A 19,265-nucleotide genomic window follows, 5' to 3' on the forward strand; every position below is an offset into this window, starting at 1 on the left:
GATGCCTACTTGAGTCCAGAGAGGGCTCTCAGATAGAGTTCTTTACGGCCTTGACGAATAGGATGACCACGACCGCTAGGGCAAGCGTTGCACCGTGCAGGCTTTGATCCACGCACGAACCAGCCCTGATTCCCCAACCATGTCCCCAACGTCCTTCCCTCGCACCACAGGCCAGCGGGCTGTGTTCGCAAAGTGCTTCGGCCACCACCGAGCGCCTTCTTCACCTGCCTGATCACAGTCAAGTGAGACCAGGATGTGGGAGGCAGCGTGAAGAAGCCCGGCAGCATCGATATCCGGTTTACCACTAGCTGTCCCCAGAGCCAACACGTTCACAAGATCACCAGCCTCCTGCCAGACCAACACAGCGTCGATCTCAGACTCCACGATGACAACAGGCAGGCCCTTGCCTCGCCCAAGCGCCATGCCAGGCACGGACCCCGGCAGAGCCATGTATTTTGGCAAATGATCTTCAGATGTCCAAGACGCACGACGGACCTTCACAGCCGTGATTCCAGATTTCCGTCTTGTCGGGATTACTAGCCCTGCCGGGAGCATCACCTTCTTGGGGTTGCCATTCCCGTTCAGTTCAGGGGCAAGCCCCCAGGCTTCGCGGTTCTCCCACCGATCCGCATGGTTCCAGCCGATTCCAAGACGCAACACCGTCTCCTCCGAAAGCCCCCTCTGGGCAGCATACGACATCCCAATAGGGTCTGATGCAATGCTCTCAGCACACTTAGCTATGAATGCCCCAGCCCGAAGCTGCCAAGCCGCCGAAGGGCTGGCAACACTTTTGGGCGTCCAGACCGTCTGCTTCGGCTCTGCCCCATGATGCCCACTCATGGGCTTCGGGGGAATTTGAAGAGCCCGGCAGGAGTCTGAGTAGCTCAGACCTGCATAGTCCCGAAGGAACTGAATGCCGTCACCAGACTGCCCACACTGTCGGCACATGTAGCGTCCACCTGTTCCTTTGGGATGCTCCGGCCAGACTCGGAAACGGTCATGCCCCCCGCACCAGGGACAAGGTCCAGCGTACTCCCCACCAGAGCTTCCAGCCGCCCACTTCATGGTTTCGTCAGGGATGAAGTTCAGGATGTTCACCCTCTCACCTCATGGCACTGCCCAGACACCCCAGACAACAGACCCCCCTCGTAGGGGGGTGTCTTGTCTGTCTGGTGGAGATGTCCAAGACAAGAGCCAGACATGTCTGGGTTATGTCTGGCTGTCTGGCTAGTGAACCAGTCTATCGCGGGGTGAAAGTGGTTTGTGACCCCAGACTCTTCAACATCACCGCTGTCGATCAGATACTTTGAAGCGCGGCAGAAAGCTCTTTGCTTGGCTCCCTGGTCTGCTGAGGCCGAGATTTCTAAGCGGTATGCTTCTTCACGCCACTCATCCAAGCTGGCATGTCCGCCACCGTTCACAGCACACGAATTCTGAAGGGCAGTCATGGCGATAGCTTTCGCCCCAGCGAGCTTCTTCATCTTGCCGGGCGTCCCTTCCACTATCCGAAGCACACAGGAGGTGATCGACCGTCCGGTCTCAGGATCAATCCACCCAGTGTCTACAGCCTCTGGGGTGAATGACAGAGAGGGCGAGTGTTCATGATCCTTGGCCTTCTCGCAATTCAATGTGCGCATACCGCTGGTACCCTTGAGGCTGAATGCAAAGTCTGCTGCGCCATGAAGAACAGAAGATCCACGGACACGGGTCTTGTCCCCATGCCCCGTGTGGGCCGTCACGACGATGGCGCATCCGAACCGTTCCTTAATGAGATCAAGTTGATGAACGAAAGCCGTCATGTCCTTGGTGCTGTTCTCATCGCCAGGGCCATAGTTCCTGTTCATCGTATCCACGACCACCAAACTAGGCGCGCTGTGGTGTTCAGCAAACGCAGAGATGGCGACAGTGACAGCCTCAGCGGAGATTGGGTCAAGGAACTGCGCAGCCACAGAGGACACAGCAAAGAGAGCTGTGTCGGGATCAACATGATGATCCTGACACCAAGCCTTCACACGCTTCCCAAACCCCTGGTGGCCCTCTCCGATGATGAAGAGCACAGGGCCTTTCTTGACAGAGTGATCATGCCAAGAGGTACCTGAGGCCACACACAGCCCCATGTCCAAGGTAAGAAAGGTCTTCATGCAACCCGGTTCACCGTATATGTAGGTCAGTGTGCTGCCCTCCAGGTAGTCACGGATCAGCCAGTTGGTGGGCTTTGGTTCTTTAAGCATCTCCGAAGCAGTCATGAACCTGAATCCACCGGCCACGCTCTGCTCAGACTGTTGCTGATCAGCAATGTGGGCTTCAACGGCCCGCGCATGGGCAGTGGACCGAATGTCCTCCGGAGACATTGAGGGTGTTGTGTTCGTCGATTTCATTGGCTAGGCCACCTACTTAGAGTTTCGACGCAGTGCGAGTTTACGAAGCAGCGCTTCGATTTCTTCCAAAGGCCACGCACTCACGCGTTCAGACGGGTGTAGCGGCCTGGGATACTTGCCGGACTTGACCCCACGATAGAAGGTTGCGCGGCTGATACCCATGAGGCTCAACACTTCGGGCAGTCGGAGCACCCGATAGTCTTGCGCGCTCTTGTTGAAGATAGTCCGCGCATTAAGGTCATTCATTCGAATCCTCCGTTGCCGGGTGTTGCCAGGAGACTCGAGTAGACCACGTGGTCAGTTGCAAGACCTCCTGAGATCAACATCAATTTTAGCAGGCTCGCGGATCCAAGCGTGCCGTTTTGATTATTCCCGAGACGGTATGTCTCGCTGTTTTGTGGTTATAGTTGTTTTATTTCAGCGTAATGCGCACAAAACTGGCATTGCTGCTACTGCCTTTGACGTGCCCCAGAGCCGGGGGGGGCTTCTTCCACAACGCACACTCTCCCTACAATACATGGCGCAACCAGCTAGATTGTTAGTGAATACGAATCGGATTCATTTGCACATGCTCCAACAGCGAGCTAGCCGATTCACAGTGGTCGGAACGCATACGATCCTCATTCTTCAACGGATAAGGAACGCAATAACTCGCAACACTAGCCACATCTACAGAACCACTCTCCTCACAGGGGACGGTCTTCGAATCAGGAAGAGTGGACTGGAAAAATTCCAAAAAGCTGTAGCGGAACGGTAACAGCTCACAATGCTTTTCCTGACACATTTCGATATCGGAAAAGCAGAGCATACAGTTCGCGAATTTGTAAGCAAGACCATGCAACGCTTCAGTAACAACAGCAGGGACATCCATATTCATTGTCAAAGCCTCCGATTGTCAGCAGATGACTATGAAGCCAATCCGCAAAGTTAGACGAGGATAAACGACCTTTCCACACTCATGACGCGGTCAGCCTGACCGAGTCTTGTAGAGCAATAGTTGTTAACTTTTTGTGAGGGGCCACCTCCTTGATCCTTGCACCCCGGTGTGTCCTGGTCGGGTTTGGGTTGCAGAACTCTATGCGGCTGCACCGTTAGCTGAACCCCACACGAGACCAAGCAAGTCAGAGCCACGCCAGAGGGTCATGTGGCTGCTCATGCGAACAGGCTGAGGGAAGCGGCCGGACTTGACGCCCGCCCACCAAGTGGAGAGTGAGACATCAATGATAGGGGTGGGGTTCGCCTTGCAGCGGACGATGGACTTGACGCGGTAGAGACCGTTGGGGTCGATGCGAGAAGCCGGTTGCATGAATTCCTCCTTTGTCTAGCACCCGACACAACGTCGGGTTGCGGTGGCGTGAGGAGGAATCTAGCAGCGGACTAGTGTGCTCAAAATTGCTGTAATGAGCCTATGCACTAGTACACGCGGAGCGTGTAGAGGTGGGGGGGATTGCTAATATCTTGAATTAGCTTTGTAATTCTCGAGGACTGTTTTTTCGCCGTCGGTGACAGGGCTGTCGAGGATGACGTACTCTGTCTCCAGTTGAGGACGCGTGGGGACTGCCCAAGTATCTTCGGGGGGTAGCAGCCTGCTCCGAGTGCGTGGTTCGACTCGTTCAGTGCCGTAAGCATAGAAAAATGCAGCCAGCGCGAGGAAGTCACGCGAATGTCTCCAGACGCCAGGGCATCGGTCGGCTTGGTGATCGCCAAGGTATTCGATGCCGAGCCCGACTGGGGGATCATCCTGATCGAGGATATAATTTGCTGCGCAGAAGTGGGCTACGCTCTTGTACGTGCTCCAAACCTTGCGCAAGAAAGAGCAACTCACTCCCCCGGCGACTTCGACAAGATGGATACTCTTGTTGATGCTACCCTCCAGACCTCCTTCGTCTAGCCGCCATACGTCTAGGAGAATTTTCCCAGCGTAACGTGAATAGTTATACCTCTTGAGTCCATCCTCATGAAGGTCTCCTGCCGGATGATTCAGCATGAGTCCCAACTGTTGAGGGCTAAGGTTCAGGCTAATGCCTTTGGCTATGGCCATTTTACCCATGGCATTGGTAATGGCTGCCATAGATTTATCGTAAAAAAGCTGGGGCGTTGACGCGGCGAGGTCCGGGTAGAGCATATAGTCGTGAGCGACTGCTCCCACCTCAATTAGTCCTGCGTCTTCGAGATCAGGGATCACCCTCACACCAATCTCCTCCACTGTCGGGTTAATGGGGTGGTAAACGCTTCTCGTGCCTCCGCAATTGGTTGCGAAGCTGATTTGCTCTTTGACGAGTGAGGCGGGCAACTAGGTGTTGCCGCTAGCCTTGAACAGAGGCACCACCTTGCCACCTTCCCTCAACGCGTCCAGGTAGTCCGCCCAGGCTTGCATCATCCGGCGGCGCTCGGGCAGGTGCTGGGCGAAGTTGTAGCTGGCCTTGACCTTGTTTCGCTCTCCGTGCGCAAGCTGGCGCTCCACAGCGTCAGATAGCCAGCCCTGTTCATGGAGAATGGTACTCGCCATAGAGCGAAAACCGTGCCCCGTCATTTCGCCGCGCTCGTAGCCCATGCGGCGCAGGGCTGCGAGGACAGCATTCTCGCTCATGGGACGTGATGTGGATCGTCCACCGGGGAAAATGTAGCGCCCTGTGCCTGTGAGGGGGTGCAGTTCACGCAGTACCTCTAAGGCTTGCTGAGAGAGTGGCACTATGTGCTTCTCGCGCATCTTCATGCGTTCAGCAGGAATGCGCCATTCCGCTGCTTCCATGTCGATTTCCGCCCATTCTGCATGGCGCAGTTCCCCAGGCCGCACGAAGGTGAGGGGAGCCAGCTTGAGGGCGCAGCGCGTCACAGGCGAGCCCCTGTAGGCGTCTATGGCCCGCAGCAGCTCCCCGATCTCTTTGGGTTCGTGGATGCTTGCAAAGTGGCGCTTGGCCGGGGGGGCGATTGCTCCGCGAAGGTCTGCGGTAATGTCGCGCTTTGCTTTGCCATCGGCAACGGCGTAGCGGAATACCTTCCCGCATTTTTGCAAGTTCCGGCGCGCAGTTTCCACTGCCCCGCGGGCGGCAATGCGGCGGATCACAGCCAGAAGCTCCGGGGGGGTGATTTCGCGGATTGGCCTCGCTCCCAGGTAGGGGAACACATCCATGCGCAGACGGGAAATGATGGTTTCCGCCGTGCTGTCCGTCCAGGTATGGCGGAACTCCTGAAACCATTCCTCGGTTATCGCTTGGAAGGTTTCATGCTGGACAACTCCCTCGGCCTTTGCTTCTTTTCGCACGGCAGAAGGATTAATGCCATCGGCAATGAGTTTGCGCGCTTCATCACGACGTTCTCTAGCCTGGGCCAAGGGCACATCGGGGTAAACCCCAAGGCCCAGTCGGTTGGCCTTCCCCGCAAACGTGTACCGGAAGCGCCACCACTTCCCGCCTTTGGGAGAGACCTCAAGGAACAGGCCCCTGTCATCTTTGAGGAGGTAGGATTTTTCTTTGGGTTTCGCGTTGCGGCAAGTCGTGTCTGTAAGTGCCATCTAGCGCCCTCCGTTTGTCCGTACGAGTTGTACAGAATTTCGGGGGTACCGAGGGAGTTGTACAAAGTAATGTACGTACAACTCTCGGATGCCATCCGATGTAGATGGTCTACATCGGATGAACGCTTTTGTCTAGTTGCTCAATTTCATTCGATAATCGAACTTGACTGGACTTGACTGGATTGTTGAATGGCGGAGGGGGAGGGATTCGAACCCCCGGACGGTTGCCCGTCAGTGGTTTTCAAGACCACCGCCTTGAGCCGCTCGGCCACCCCTCCGCTCTTGTTGCCGGAAACGGCCGCCAGGGCCGCCCCGCAAAGCGTTTCTGTAGGTGCCAAAACAGTGCCGCCAAGTCAATGTGCGAATACCCTTCGCAAAGGTGCGAACGGCATGCTTCCGGGGTTGCCAATGAAAGCGAATTTTGGTGAAATGCTATTCATGGTAAAGATGTTACCGTGATTGTCCGAAGAGCAAATGGCAGCGGAATTTTCCGCTTCTCTCCGTCATATTAAGGAGCGCAGCATGAAATCGCAGCAGCAGATTCCCCCGGCGGCCGGCCTGTGGGCTCTCGGAGGCGTTGGGGCCGTCTTGGTCCTCATCGCCTTTTTTACCGCCAATCTGTATGCGACCCTTGCCATGGCCGCCATATCCATAGCATTGGCCGGGTATCTCGCCTCGCACCAGGGGCAGGGAACGCAGGTGCTCAAGGCCGGTTTTGAAAAACTCTTCTCCCGCAAGCGCGAATTTTTGTATGACGAGGTGCAGTCCTGGCGCGGACATGGCGAATTGGCCGACATTGCCGCCGATGTGACCGAATATGGCCTGCGCCGCCGCGAGTTCTACCGGGGCGCCGTCCACGCCGTGGGCACGCCCTTCATGCTGTGCGACATTAACGGGCTCATCACCCACGTCAGCTCCGCCATGCTGGACATGCTGAAGAAGCCGGAAGCCGACGTGGTGGGCAAGACCGTGAGCGAGGCCTATTACAACAAGAAAGGCGTCTCCGTCACCGAGAAGGTCCTGGCCGACAAGCAGGACCTTTCCAAGGAGCTTGAGCTGAAGTTCTGGGACGGCCGCGTGGCCGAGGTTCTGGCCGTGGTGAACTGCATCCGCTCCGTTTCGGGCGAGGTGCTGGGCGCGGTGGTCTGCCTGACGGATTTGGCCGAGATAAAGAACCACCAGCGCGCCATTCAGAAGCAGCAAGAGCGCATCATGCAGGTGGGCAACAACATCAACGACCTGGCCCAGCGCGTGGCCAGCGCCTCTGAGGAGCTCTCCGCCAGCGCGGACGAGCAGGCCAAGGGCGCCAACCGCCAAAAGGGGCAGACGGAATCCGTCTCCACCGCCATGGAGCAGATGACCTCGACAGTGCTTGAGGTGGCCCAGAACGCGACGCAGTCTTCCGACGCGGCGGCCACGGCCAGCAAGGCCGCCAGCGATGGCGTGAACCTTGTGCGCGAGAGTGTCGCGGGCATCAACAAGGTGGCCGACAGTTCGCGCAAACTGGCCCAGGTCCTGAGCCAGCTCGATTCGCAGGCCGCGGAGATCGACCGCATCATCAACGTCATCAACGACATAGCCGACCAGACCAACCTGCTGGCCCTGAACGCCGCCATCGAGGCCGCCCGCGCGGGCGACGCCGGGCGCGGCTTCGCCGTGGTTGCGGATGAAGTGCGCAAACTGGCCGAGAAGACCATGACCGCCACCAAGGAAGTGGAGAACTCCATCCGCGAGATTCAGGAGCGCAGCCAGCACGCCGTGAGCACCATGCGCGAGACGGAGAAGCAGGTGGAGGTCAGCACCGACCTCTCGAACCGCACCGGCAAGGCCCTTGAGGAGATCATGCAGCGCATCGACGACGTGACCGCGCGCGTGGCCCAAATCGCCACCGCCGCCGAGGAGCAGTCCTCCGCCGCAGAGGAGATCAACAGGAACATCGAAGACATCGCCGGCATCGCCAAGGAGTCCGAGGAAGGCGCGGACCAGGCCGCCAGCGCTACGCGCGAACTGGCCGAGCTTGCCCAGAACCTGCTGCAGCTCTCCATGAGCTTCAGCGCGGAGAAGTCCGACGCGAGCAAGCTGCGGACCTCGCAGGGGCAGATGAAGGGCATCCTGCCGAAGATCATGTACGAGTTCATCAAGGTGAAGTACGGCGACCAGGCCCACGCCCAGGTGGCCAAGGAACTGGGCAACCCCATGTTCCTGCCCACGCAGAGCTACCCCGACCAAGTGCTGCAGCAGATGGCCGAGGCCGTGGCCGGAGCCACGGGCAAGCCCGTGCGCGACATCTTCGTCGACCTTGGCCGGTACACCATCGGCCAGTTCCACAAGATGTACCGCCCGTACTTCAAGGCCGGCAACCTGAAGGACTTTTTGCTGACCATGAACCAGACCCACGCGGACCTGACCAAGGCGCTGCCGGGCATCGTGCCGCCGCGCTTCAGCTACGAGGACCGCGGCCAGAAGATGACCATGATCTACAAGTCGCGCCGGGGCTACCACCACTACTTCGAGGGCATCCTGCGCGGCGCGGCCGAGTTCTACAAGGCTCCCGTGGATATCAGCGTGCAGATCCAGGATTCCGAGACCGCCCGGGCCGACATCAACTTCCGCTAGACTTCCGCATCCCGCAAACAAAAGCCCCCGGCGTTCCATATGGAGCGCCGGGGGCTTCTTCGTTCGGTGACGCCGCGGGTTGTCAGCCGCGCATGGCCCGCTTCCGCTTCAGCTTGTACCACACGTACCAGACGACCGTGGCGGCGAGCATGCCGATGATCAGCCCGTCGAAGTGGTGCCGGTAGGTCTGCACCACTTCCCAGTTCTCGCGCAGCTTGAAGCCGCAGGCGAGCAGGAAGCCGTTCCACAGGGTGGCGCCCACTGTGGTGGCCACGGCAAAGGACCAGAAGCGCATTTTGCCTATGCCCGCGGGAATGGACACCAGGTGCCGCACCACGGGAATGAACCGGCAGATGAAGAGCGTCCAGAAGCTGCCGCTGCGCTGGAAAAAGCGCTCGGTCATCTCCAGGTCGTGCACGTCGAGCAGCAGGTACTTGCCCACCTTGAGCACAAAGGGTCGGCCGCCGTAATAGCCCATGAGGTAGGACACGAGGGAGCCGAGGAAGGAGCCGAGGGAGGTGGCGGCCATGGCCTGGGCGAGTCCCCATTTGCCGTCGGCCACGAGAAAGCCCACAAAGGGCATCACGGCCTCGCTGGGCACAGGGGCGATCATGCTTTCAAGGGCCATGAGCAGGGCTGCTCCGGCGTAGCCGGTCGTGTCGAGCACCTGGATGGCGAAATGGGAAATGGCTTCGGTGAGCACTATGAACCTCCGGGCGAACGTGTCACCGGGCCTTTATCCCGCCGCGCGCCTTAGGGCAAGGGGCGGGGCGCAAAGCCCAGGGCCTGGCCCGCCTCGCACGCGGCCGGGTCGTCCTTCAGCCGCGACCAGAAGATGTTCTGAGCCTCCAGCAGATCCGGAGCCAGATTCACCATGGCCGCGCGCTCCAATATCAAACGCAGGGTGTGGCAGTCGGGCTTGTCCTTCGACAGCAGCGAAGCCACGGCATGGCCCACGCGCCGCGCCAAGAGCGTGCGCTCCGGGTGCTCCCGCCCGCGTTCGGTGAGGAAATCGAGAAAATCGCGGCTGGCCGCCACCTCGCCCATTATCCACTGCCAGCACAGGGCCGACCAGAGCCGGTCCCAGCGCTCGGCCGCCGTCTGGGTCACCTGGGCCTCGCGGTAGGGCAAAAACAGGTGCGCGCCCAGGTGCGTCTCGGCCACCTGCCTGCCCCAGACCTCGGCCTCCACGCGGCGCACCCAGGCCAGGGCCAGGGCCTGGCGCTTGCCCCAGGGGATGTACGAGGCCGGGATGCACTTGTTGCCCGTCTCGCCCACGCGGATGCAGCCGGCCAGCGGATCGCCGCCCTTGGGCAGCTCCCAGGCCCAGGCGCAGTCGTCGCTGCCGCTCTCGTGCGCCCAGCGGATGCTGGCCTTGCCCGCGCGGTGCCCGGAGCCGTTGGTGCCTTCCGCCTCGGCCACGCCGATGCTGACCGACAGCCCGGGCCAATGGACGCTTGCGCCGCCGCCGGGCGCGGGCAGGCGTCCCTCGGCCCAAAGATGGATGAGCGCCTGGGCCAGGATGGTCTCTGTGCTTTCGCGCCGCGGGCGCACTTCATGCGTCCAGAGGTCGTGGCCGCTGCCCAGGGCCGGGTCGTTGCTGGTGGCCTGCCCCACGTAAGACAGCAACAGCGGCTCCAGGTCCTCCATGCCGGTGCGCTGGCCCAGCTGCATGGCCCGCAGGGCGAAGGTCAGCGCGTTCAAGGGCTCGATGCGCCCCAGATCGTCGAAGAACCAGGCGCAGCTGGCAAAGGACGACAGCGCCCACTTCTGCATGGTCAAGAGCTTCCAGGCCGTGTCCTTTTGCGCCGGGGTGAGCTTGGGCTTGAAGTGCGCCGCGGCGAAGGCCTCGGGCGCATCCAGGCCGGAGAGCACCCGGCCGTAGCCGATGAGCGCGGCTTCCGCGTCGGCGTAGATGGTTTGCCCCAGGGCCAGGTAGTGCTGGTCGATGCGCGCCTTGACCGCGTTCAGGCCGTCGCGCAGGGGGCCGCGCCAGCGCTGGTTCCAGCCGGGGCGGTGCTCCGTGGCGCAGCCGCAGTCCGCGCGCCAGCGCTCCACACCATGCACGCAGCTCCAGGAGCTGTTCTCGTGGATGCGCACGCGGCGTTTGGGCGGGTTTTCCGCCAGGTAGGCCGCGTAGTTGGTCAGCGCCACGTTCTGTTCTCCGGCGCGCGCCTGCGAAAGGGCGAAGGCCAGGGCCATTTCGCCGAACTTGAAATGGTGGCCGTAGGTTTCGCCGTCCGTGGCCAGGGCCAGCAGCCCCTTGCCGCCGCCCTGCGCGGCCATGCCGGAAAGCCGTCCCCAGAACACGTCGCCGTGGCGCAAAAGGCCCTCAAAGGCCACGGCCTGCGACAAGGGGCCGTCGTAGAAATACACGGCGATGCTGCGGCCCTCGGGCAGCTCCACGAGGTAGGGCTCGCGGATGTCCAGGTTGCCCTCGTTGGCGGCGGTCCAGTTGTTCTGGGCCACATCGGCTACTTCCCGCGCCTGGCGCGGGGCCAGGATGGTGAAGCGCACGCCGGCCTGGGCCAGCAGGTCCAGGGTGCGCGTGTCCACGGCGGCCTCGCTGAGCCAGAGCCCTTCCGCCCTGCGGCCGAAGCGCGCCTCGAAGTCGGCCAGGGCCCAGGCGATTTCCGCCCGTTTTTCCAGGTCTGTGGCCAGGGGCATGATGACGTGGTGGTAGATCTGCGCGATGGCGTTGCCGTGGCCCAGGCGGGCCAGGCTGCTACGGTCGCCTTCCAGCACGCGGGCGTACACGTCCGGGGCTTGATGCTCCATCCAGGTGAGCAGGGTGGGACCGAAATTGAAGCTCATGTACTCGTAACAGTTCATGATCTCGATGATGCGGCCCTGGTCGTCCAGCCTTCTGGCCCAGGCCAGCGGGGCGTAGCTCTCGGCGCAGATGCGCTCGTTCCAGTGGGTGGCGGGCGCGGCGCTGCCCTCGGGGAAGATGGTGTCCATCCAGGGGTCTTCCCGTGGCGGCTGATAAAAATGGCCATGGATGCAGAGCGTGTTGCCGGTCATGTGCCCTCCGCGCTGATGGGTGTTCGCTTGATCCTGTCCTATCCTGCGCCGCCGCGGGGGGCAAGGGGGCGCGGCCGCCCGCTGTCGACAAGCCGCCGGAGTCGGAGTATGCCTGAATCATTGCCGCATTTCGGCCCGCACTCTTCGCGGCGCGCAAGGGGGACTTTTGTGGACACGATGAAGACACTCGCCAAGGCTCTGCTGTTTCCGCTGTATCTTTGCGGCGTTATCCTTTTTTCCGTCCTTGTGCCCTTTGGCGACATGCTGCCCGCCGCCCTGGCTGCCGGGCAGGAGAACGTGGGCCACGTGAGCCGCGTCAAGGGCGTGGCTTTTGCCCTGCACGCCGGCGAGCTGCGGGAGCTGCACCAGGGCACCCTGGTGCGCCGCACCGATGTCATCAAGACCGGCCCGGAGGCGCGGGTGGAGATCACCATGTTGGACGAGACCCGCCTGACCCTTGGCGCGGATACCGTGCTGGCCGTGGAGCGCTACGACCTGGGACGGCAGAGCGGCCCGGGCGCGGTGCTGTTGCTGCTCACCAAGGGCGCGTTCCGCGTGGTCACGGGGCAGCTTGTGGCCCTGCGCGGCGGCCCCTTCGAGATCGTGACGCCCCTGGCGACCATAGGCGTGCGCGGCACGGACTTCTGGGGCGGCCTGCTCAAGCCGGACGAGTTGAGCGTGCTGCTCATCTCCGGCTCCGGGGTTTACATCCGCAACGACGGCGGCAAGAGCGAGATCACGCGGCCGCTGGAGGGCGTGCGTTTGGCTTCGCCCACGGCGCCGCCGCCGGAGCCCTCCCTGTGGAGCCCGGACAAGCGCGCCCAGGCCTTCAAGACCGTGGCCTTCGACTAGCGTTGCCCGCTCCTTTCCAGCTGGACATCCTCCCCGGCAGGTGATCCTCCCCGGCAGGGCATCCTTGCCCGTGGGACATCCAGGCCCGTAGGACATCCTTGCCGACGGAATGCCGTTTGCATGATGGCGGGGGATGCACAGGAGGAGCGGCATGGAACGCCTGAGACTGTTTTTCTATCGCGAGGGCGAGCACTTCGAGTACCCCGCGGACGTGCGCGAGGCCTATGGCGAGCCCGTGCGCATTCCGCTGTTCCATGAGGACCCGGCGCAGCCGGACGGCTTCGACACGGTGGCGGGTCCTGAGGAAGCGGACTTCATCGTCTTTCCCTACAAGCTCGACCCCATCATCTGCCACCGCCGCACGGCCTTCACCCGGCACTTTCTGGAAGACCTGCCCTATTTCGCCCAATACGAGCACAAGCACGCGCTCTTCAACTTCCACGACCTGGGCCAGCCTTTGTGCACGCGCGCCTGCATCGTCACCGACGACCCTGCGCGCTCCAACAGTGACGACCCCTTCGTCCATCCCTATCCGCATTTCCCCATGGCCCATGTGCTGCGGGCCTCGCCGGACTTCGACTTCGGCTCCATCCGTTTCGACGTGAGCTTTGTGGGCACCATTTCCGACGAGGTGCGCCTGACCCTCTTGGAGAGCGTGCAGCGCGAGAAGCGCCTGCGCCATTATTTGAACGCGCCCAAGGCGCCGGACTGGGACCGCAGCGCCTCGTACCTGCACATGGTGGACGAGGGACGCAAGCGCGCCCTGGAGCGGCTGTACGTCGGCGTCATGCGCCGTTCGTGGGCCACCTTGTGCCCGCGCGGGCGCGGCTCCTCAAGCTACCGCTTTTTCGAGACCATGTGCATGGGGCGGCTGCCGGTGCACATGTCGGACGAATACGTGCTGCCCCTGGCCGAGCGCATCGACTACAAGGCGTTCTGCCTGTTCGTGCCGGAGCGCGAGGCGTGGCGCGCGGGCGAGCTGGTGCACCGCTGGCTGGCGGACAAGCGCCCGGACGAGCGCCAGGACATGTGCCGTCTGGCCCGCAAGGCCTGGGAGGAGCACCTGGCTCCGCAGTACGCCCAGGACCTCGTGCTGGACATTTTGCGCGCGCATAAGGCCGTGATGCCCAAGAATCCGCCGCGCCTGGTGCGCCAGGTTCCCGGCTGCCTCAAGGCCGAGGCCCCGCGCCGCAGTCATCCCGCGGGCTATTTTGCCGGGCTGGTGCTCGACGACGGCCGGAGCTGGTTCAACGGGGCCATGCTGGCGCAGCCCGGCCCACGCCCGGACACTGTGCTGGTGAACGGCGTGCCGGGCGAACTGCCCCAGGCGGCGCTGAACCTGCTGTATCACGCCGGGCGCGTGCTGCCCGTGGCCGCCTCGGTTGTCGACCTCGGCGCCGGGGCCGGGCTTTCGTCCATTGTTTTCGCCAACGCGCTGCTTTCGCGCCGCAACATCCGCGCGCGCATCTTCTGCGTGGACGAGTGGAGCGGAGAGGCGCGGGAGGACATGCTGGGCAACGCGCGCAACGCCGGGGTGGAGTTTTTGCTCACCCCGCTGGCCCTGCCCGGTGCGGAGGCCGCGAGGCTGTTCCGCAACGGATCTTTGGACCTGCTGTTTCTGAACCGCGGGCGCGGCGTTGCGGACCTTGCGGACTGGTGGGACAAGCTGCGGCCCGGCGCAACGGTGCTGGGCTGCTGCGGCGAGGCAGAAGCGGCAACCGACGCGGCAAACGCCGTCGCTGGTGACGCCGCTCATGCTGCCGTGAATTGCGCGGCGAACGCCGGAGCGCTGGAGCCGTTGCGGACCTTTGCCCTGGAGCGGGGCGCGGCGTGGGAGCGCGGCACGGCGGGGCTGTTCCGCATCGTGAAACCCCAGGCCAGACCCGACGCCAAGCCCGAAGCCAAGCCGGAGCCTGTGGCGGTGGGCTTCGGCTAGCCGTGAAAGGCTAGTCCAGGGTTTTGCGGTAGCGCAGCATGCCGATGGCGATGACCGCGCAGAAGAAGACCAGAATGGGCCAGATGTGGGTGAGGGATTCGTAGCCCGTGGCCCCCTTGAGCAGCACCCCGCGCACGAAGCGCAGGTAATGCGTCAGCGGCAGCGCGGCCCCCACCACCTGCGCCCAGCCCGGCATGCCCCGGAAGGGGAACATGAACCCGGAGAGCAAAAGCGACGGCAGGAAGAAGAACACCGACATCTGCACGGCCTGCAGCTGGTTCTTGGCCATGGTGGAGAGGGTGACGCCCACGCTCAGGTTCGCGGCGATGAACACGAACGAAAGCACGAACACCGGCACCAGGCTGCCCAGCAGGGGCACGGCGAACAAAAACTTCGCCGCCAGGATGATGAGCGCCATCTGAATGTAGCCCACCATGATGTAGGGCACTATTTTGCCCAGCATGACCTCAAGTGGCTTCACCGGCGTGGAGAGCAGGTTCTCCATGGTGCCGCGCTCCCTTTCACGGGTGATGGCAAGCGAGGTGATCATGGTCAGGGTGAGGGTCAGAATCACGCCCATGAGCCCGGGCACGATGTTGTACTGGGTGACGGCCTCCGGGTTGTACTCCGCGTGCACGCGCAGGGTGACGGGCAGGTCCGTGGCCGCAAGGTCGCTTGCGCCTCCGGGCAGGTCGCGCGCAACGGCCCGGGAGACGATCTCCCGCAGGGCGGCCACGGCGTTGCTGGTGGCCGCCGGGTCCGTGGCGTCGGCCTCCAGCAGCAGCACGGGCGTTTCGCCGCGCAGCAGCTTGCGCGAAAAATCCTCCGGTATGGTCAGCACGAACTGCGTCCGGCCTTCCTTTAAGGCGGCCGTGGCCTCGGCGCGGCTGGTCAGCTGCTCGGTCACGTCGAAATAGGTGCTGGTCTGCATGCCGGCCACAATGCCGCGCGCGTAGGGCGAGTTGTCGCCGGAGAGCACGGCCGTGGGCAGGTGGCGCGGGTCGGAGTTGATGGCGTAGCCGAAGAGGATGAGCTGCATGAGCGGGATGCCGATCATCATGGCGAAGGTCACCCGGTCGCGGCGCATCTGGGTGAACTCCTTGTACACCACGGCCACGAAGCGGGGAATGTTGAAGCCGGCGTCGAAGGTCATTGCTTTTGCGCCTTGCGCATGAGGTGGATGAAGACTTCCTCGAGGCTGGTCTCGATGCGTTTGCACTCGTGCGTCGCATCGCTCCGGCACGAGGCCAGGGCGGTCAGCAGGTCGGCCTCGTTGCGGCCGCTGACGTGCAAGGTGTTGCCGAAGGCCACCACCTGATCCACGCCGGGCTCGCGCCGCAGCGACTCGGAAAGGGCGTGCAGCTCCGGTCCGGCAACGCTCCAGGTGACCAGGCCCGACCCTGTCACCAGGCCCTCCACCGTGTCCTGCGCCAGCAAGTCGCCGTAGGCGATGTACGCCAGCCTGTGGCAGCGCTCGGCCTCGTCCATGTAATGGGTGCTGATGAGCGCGGTGACGCCCTGGGCCGCGAGCTTGTGCACGGCGTCCCAGAAGTCGCGCCGGGCGCCGGGGTCCACGCCCGCGGTGGGCTCGTCGAGCAGCAGCAGCTTTGGGCCGTGCAGGGTGCAGGCGCTCAAGGCCAGGCGCTGCTTCCACCCGCCGGAGAGGCTGCCCGCCAGATGATTCTCGAAGCGGTCGAGGCCCATGCGCGCAAGGCACTCGCGCACCAGCTCCACGCGGTCGGGCAGGCCGTAAAGCCGGGCCATGAAGTCCAGGTTCTCGCGCACGGTCAGGTCCTCGTACAGGCTGAAGCGCTGCGACATGTAGCCCACGCTGGGCTTGATGCGGTCGGCCTGGGTGAAGATGTCGTAACCCAGGCAGGTGCCTTGCCCGGAATCGGCGGCGAGCAGCCCGCAGAGCATGCGGATGAAGGTCGTTTTGCCGGAGCCGTTGGGGCCGAGGAAGCCGAAGATCTCGCCTTTCTTCACGCGCATGGACAGGGCGTTGACCACGACCTTGCCGTTGAAGCTCTTGGTGAGGTTCTTGACGTCGATGACGTATTCCGCGCCAGGGGCTCCGGCCTGCGGGGCTGATGGCGAGTCCGCCGCCGCACCGGCTGGTGTGCTGCCCGGCGTGCTGCCCGGCGTGCTGCCCGGCGTGCTGGTGGGCGTCTGGTCCGAAGCGCCGACCCCTGGTTCCGAGCCCGGAGCTTCGGCCGCTGGCAGTGTTGATGGCCGTGCAAGGGGCACGGAAGAAACGGCGGCGGATTCGGCTGACGGCGCGCTGTCCATGGCGGGCCTACCTGCCCTGGCCAAGGCGCACGTCCACGGGCTGGCCGGGGTGCAGCGCCAGGGCCTGATCCGGCTCCGGCCGGGCCTCCACCAGAAACACCAGCTTGGCGCGGCTCTGGCTGGAGAAGAGAATGGGCGGGGTGTACTCCGCCTGGGGCGAAATGTAGCTGATGCGCACCGGCACAGCGCCCGCGATCTTGTCCATGCGCACCTGGGCCTCTTGGCCGACCGCCAGGCGGCCCACGGCTTCCTCCGGCACGTAGAAGCGCACCTTGATGTTGGCGGCGGGCAGCAGAATGGCCACGGGCTTGCCCGCGGGCACCCATTCGCCCTGGCTGAAGAGCGTGTCGAACACCAGGGACTTCTGCGGCGCGTTCTGGGTCTTCTGGTTCAGCGTCCAGGCGGCCTGCTCCACGCGGGACTTGGCGGCCTCCACCTCGGCCTTGGCCGCGCTCACCTCATCCGAGCGGGAGCCCAGCTTGGCGGTGGAGAGCGTGGCCGACATCTCGCGCACCTGCTGCACCTTGAGCTCATAGTCGGCGCGCGCACGGTCCATCTCCTCCGTGGAGATGGTGCGTTCGGCGTAGAGCTTCTGGCGGCGCTTGTACTCCGTTTCGGCCAGCCGCATGCTTGTGTCGGCCTGGCCCAGGCGCGCCCCGATGGTGGCGAGTTCGGTCGGTCGCTGGCCCTTCATGGCGTTGGCGAGCTTGTCCGCCGCCTGCTGCAGGGTGTGGGTGGCCACGGCCAGGGCGGCGCGCTCGTAGTCCTGCTCCAATATGAACAGGGTCGCGTTCTCATCCACCTGCTGGCCGCGGTGCACGCGCAGCTCGGCAAGGGCGCCGGCCACGGGCGAGGCCACGTGCACGTAGTCCGCTTCCACGTAGCCCTGGTAGACCTCGCCCGCGGCAGGGGCGATGAGCCTGTAGCCCAGAGCCCCAAGACCCGCCAGAAGCAGGACGAGGAGCACCAGCCGGGCCTTGACCGGAACGCGCTGGAGGAGGGTGTTGAGTGGCTGCATGCGATACCCCTACTGCGGAAAAAGAACGCTGTCAAACAAATGATTGAATCATGTGCTTGAAACTGCTCCCGCGTTGTGGGGCAACGCGGCCGGGGGATCAGGCCCGCAGCATGTCCACCAGCTCGCGCACATGCACGGGCAGTTCGCCAAAGCGGCGCACGCAGAGCAGAATGTCGCGGGTGGCCCAGGAATCCGAAAGGCGCACGGTGCGCAGGTCCATGGTCTGCTGGCAGCGCAGGGCGGCGCTGTCTGGCATGACGGCTATGCCGATGTTGTTCTCGACCATGCCGCCCACGGCCAAAAAGCCCCGCAGGCGCACGCGGTAGCTCATCTCTTTGCCCAGGCGCGCGGCGTGGCCCTCCAGATAGCGTTGCAGGGGGCTGCCTTCGGCCAGGCCCACGAACTCGTGCTCCAGCGCCTCGCTGAAGGACACGCTCTTGCGTCCGGCCAGCGGGTGCCCGGGCGGCACCGTGAGCACGAAGGTGAGGGTGCGGAAGGGAAAGGTCTCCAGCTCGCCCACGTCCGAGCCCTTGGCCATGACGCCCACATCGGCCTTGCCGTCCACCACGTCCTGCACGATTTCGGAGGACAGGCGCTCGTGGATGTCTATGCTCACGTTGGGGTGGTTGGTCAGATAGGACGACAGGATCTCCGGCAGGAACTCCGTCAGGCTCGCGGTGTTGCACAAGAGGCGGATGTGCCCCTTGAGGCCCTTGGCGTATTCGCCGATGTCGCCCAGCATGCGGTCCCACTGGGCCAGCACGATGCGCGCGTGGTGCACCAGCGCCCGGCCCGCTTGGGTGGGGGTGACGCCCCGCCTGCCGCGCGCAAGCAGCTCCACCTCCAGCAAATCCTCCATGCCGCGGATGCGCGCGCTGGCGGAAGCCAGAGCCAGGTGCGAAAGTTCTGCCCCGCTGGTGATGCTGCCGCTCTCCACTACGTGGAGAAACAAGCGTAAGTCTGTAAGATCAAAAGACATGTATTGCTCCTGTCGCGCGGGGTGACCTGACGGAAGGCTTGTAGCCTTCGCCTATGACGAAGGCATACTCAATATCTTCCACATTTACAACATCCTCCAGCCGCCGCAATGTGCCACCTGTGAGCAGCGCGGAGGCGGCCCCTCAACTCCGCGCCCGTATTCACGAAAACAGCACAGCCGCACATGAGGATGAGGAAATGGACCGCGTCAGCCTTGCCTTTATCAGACTTTTCTTCTTTTTGATGCTCTTCGTCAGCTCGGCCTGCAACAAAATGGACCATACCCTGCTGAAGGAAGACTTCGGCGATGCCAAGCCCGCCGTTGCCGCCCAGCCCGCAGCCCAAACCGAGGCCGACGCCGCCCGCCTGCGCGAGCTTGAAGGCCGCGTGTCCCAGCTTGAAGCCGAGCTGAAGACCGTCAATCACGAAGCCCGGTACGCCTCGGACATTCCCGGCGGAGCGAACTGGGACTAATCCCGCCCCTCTCAAGCCGACCCCGGACGCGAGCGAACTGCGCCGCGCGCGTCCGGGGCCGGCTCATTATTCTAGCCTCCCAACCTGCCGAAAGCCGCCCGGTACAGCATTCTCCTTCCAATGCTGTTCTTCCCGACCCCCCCCGGCAGGTTTTTTTACGGCACAATATCTTGACTATCAAAATAC

General features: G+C 63.1%; 16 protein-coding genes, 1 tRNA gene and 1 pseudogene. 4 read left to right on the forward strand and 14 right to left on the reverse strand.

Annotated features, from left to right (window positions below):
* Positions 1-75: 75 nt before the first annotated feature.
* The 8 genes and pseudogenes from ACYQ4W_RS03010 to ACYQ4W_RS03045 form a co-directional block, all read right to left on the reverse strand.
* A complete protein-coding gene (locus tag ACYQ4W_RS03010; RefSeq protein WP_459854473.1) occupies positions 76-657 on the reverse strand; it encodes a toprim domain-containing protein in 582 nt (193 codons plus the stop codon).
* Positions 658-924: 267 nt separating this feature from the next.
* Positions 925-1,065: pseudogene (locus ACYQ4W_RS03015) on the reverse strand (primase-helicase zinc-binding domain-containing protein); the annotation flags it as partial.
* A 29-nt stretch (positions 1,066-1,094) separates the two neighbouring features.
* Positions 1,095-2,378 (reverse strand): AAA family ATPase, encoded by a 1,284-nt coding sequence (locus ACYQ4W_RS03020; RefSeq protein WP_459852644.1) that lies wholly within the window; start codon positions 2,376-2,378, stop codon positions 1,095-1,097.
* A gap of 12 nt (positions 2,379-2,390) precedes the next feature.
* Complete coding sequence (locus ACYQ4W_RS03025) at positions 2,391-2,624, reverse strand: helix-turn-helix transcriptional regulator (RefSeq protein ID WP_459852646.1); 234 nt, start codon at positions 2,622-2,624, stop codon at positions 2,391-2,393.
* A gap of 292 nt (positions 2,625-2,916) precedes the next feature.
* A complete protein-coding gene (locus ACYQ4W_RS03030) occupies positions 2,917-3,255 on the reverse strand; it encodes a hypothetical protein (RefSeq protein WP_459852649.1) in 339 nt (112 codons plus the stop codon).
* Between the two features lie 573 nt (positions 3,256-3,828).
* Positions 3,829-4,569, reverse strand: a complete 741-nt coding sequence (locus ACYQ4W_RS03035) for a hypothetical protein (RefSeq protein WP_459852651.1) — start codon at positions 4,567-4,569, stop codon at positions 3,829-3,831.
* 102 nt (positions 4,570-4,671) lie between these two features.
* Positions 4,672-5,892 (reverse strand): tyrosine-type recombinase/integrase, encoded by a 1,221-nt coding sequence (locus ACYQ4W_RS03040; RefSeq protein ID WP_459852653.1) that lies wholly within the window; start codon positions 5,890-5,892, stop codon positions 4,672-4,674.
* Between the two features lie 190 nt (positions 5,893-6,082).
* A tRNA-Ser gene (locus tag ACYQ4W_RS03045) sits at positions 6,083-6,170 on the reverse strand.
* Positions 6,171-6,414: 244 nt separating this feature from the next.
* On the opposite strand from ACYQ4W_RS03045, the gene ACYQ4W_RS03050 reads away from it, so the two are divergent.
* A complete protein-coding gene (locus tag ACYQ4W_RS03050; protein ID WP_459852656.1) occupies positions 6,415-8,508 on the forward strand; it encodes a methyl-accepting chemotaxis protein in 2,094 nt (697 codons plus the stop codon).
* 82 nt (positions 8,509-8,590) lie between these two features.
* Here ACYQ4W_RS03050 and ACYQ4W_RS03055 read toward each other — a convergent pair whose 3' ends face one another.
* Positions 8,591-9,211, reverse strand: a complete 621-nt coding sequence (locus ACYQ4W_RS03055; protein ID WP_459852659.1) for a DedA family protein — start codon at positions 9,209-9,211, stop codon at positions 8,591-8,593.
* A 50-nt stretch (positions 9,212-9,261) separates the two neighbouring features.
* Positions 9,262-11,532, reverse strand: coding sequence for a DUF3536 domain-containing protein (locus ACYQ4W_RS03060; RefSeq protein ID WP_459852661.1), 2,271 nt, complete (start codon positions 11,530-11,532; stop codon positions 9,262-9,264).
* Between the two features lie 177 nt (positions 11,533-11,709).
* On the opposite strand from ACYQ4W_RS03060, the gene ACYQ4W_RS03065 reads away from it, so the two are divergent.
* On the forward strand, positions 11,710-12,384 hold the full coding sequence (locus tag ACYQ4W_RS03065; protein WP_459854441.1) for a FecR family protein: 675 nt from the start codon (positions 11,710-11,712) through the stop codon (positions 12,382-12,384).
* Positions 12,385-12,535: 151 nt separating this feature from the next.
* Positions 12,536-14,320, forward strand: a complete 1,785-nt coding sequence (locus ACYQ4W_RS03070) for an exostosin domain-containing protein (protein ID WP_459852664.1) — start codon at positions 12,536-12,538, stop codon at positions 14,318-14,320.
* A 10-nt stretch (positions 14,321-14,330) separates the two neighbouring features.
* Here the strand turns inward: ACYQ4W_RS03070 and ACYQ4W_RS03075 are convergent, their stop codons facing one another.
* The 4 genes from ACYQ4W_RS03075 to ACYQ4W_RS03090 form a co-directional block, all read right to left on the reverse strand.
* Positions 14,331-15,473, reverse strand: coding sequence for an ABC transporter permease (locus ACYQ4W_RS03075; RefSeq protein WP_459852666.1), 1,143 nt, complete (start codon positions 15,471-15,473; stop codon positions 14,331-14,333).
* Complete coding sequence (locus ACYQ4W_RS03080; RefSeq protein WP_459852669.1) at positions 15,470-16,609, reverse strand: ABC transporter ATP-binding protein; 1,140 nt, start codon at positions 16,607-16,609, stop codon at positions 15,470-15,472. Before ACYQ4W_RS03080 ends, ACYQ4W_RS03075 begins: the two co-directional genes overlap by 4 nt.
* A 7-nt stretch (positions 16,610-16,616) precedes the next feature.
* Positions 16,617-17,627: an HlyD family secretion protein gene (locus ACYQ4W_RS03085; protein ID WP_459852671.1), complete on the reverse strand. Its 1,011-nt coding sequence runs from the start codon at positions 17,625-17,627 to the stop codon at positions 16,617-16,619.
* Between the two features lie 97 nt (positions 17,628-17,724).
* Entirely contained in the window at positions 17,725-18,606 is an 882-nt protein-coding gene (locus ACYQ4W_RS03090) for a LysR family transcriptional regulator (protein ID WP_459852674.1), read from the reverse strand.
* Between the two features lie 197 nt (positions 18,607-18,803).
* Between ACYQ4W_RS03090 and ACYQ4W_RS03095 the strand changes: the two genes are divergently transcribed.
* Positions 18,804-19,079: a hypothetical protein gene (locus ACYQ4W_RS03095; protein ID WP_459852677.1), complete on the forward strand. Its 276-nt coding sequence runs from the start codon at positions 18,804-18,806 to the stop codon at positions 19,077-19,079.
* The last annotated feature ends 186 nt before the right edge of the window (positions 19,080-19,265 follow it).

The organism is Humidesulfovibrio idahonensis, assembly GCF_054657715.1.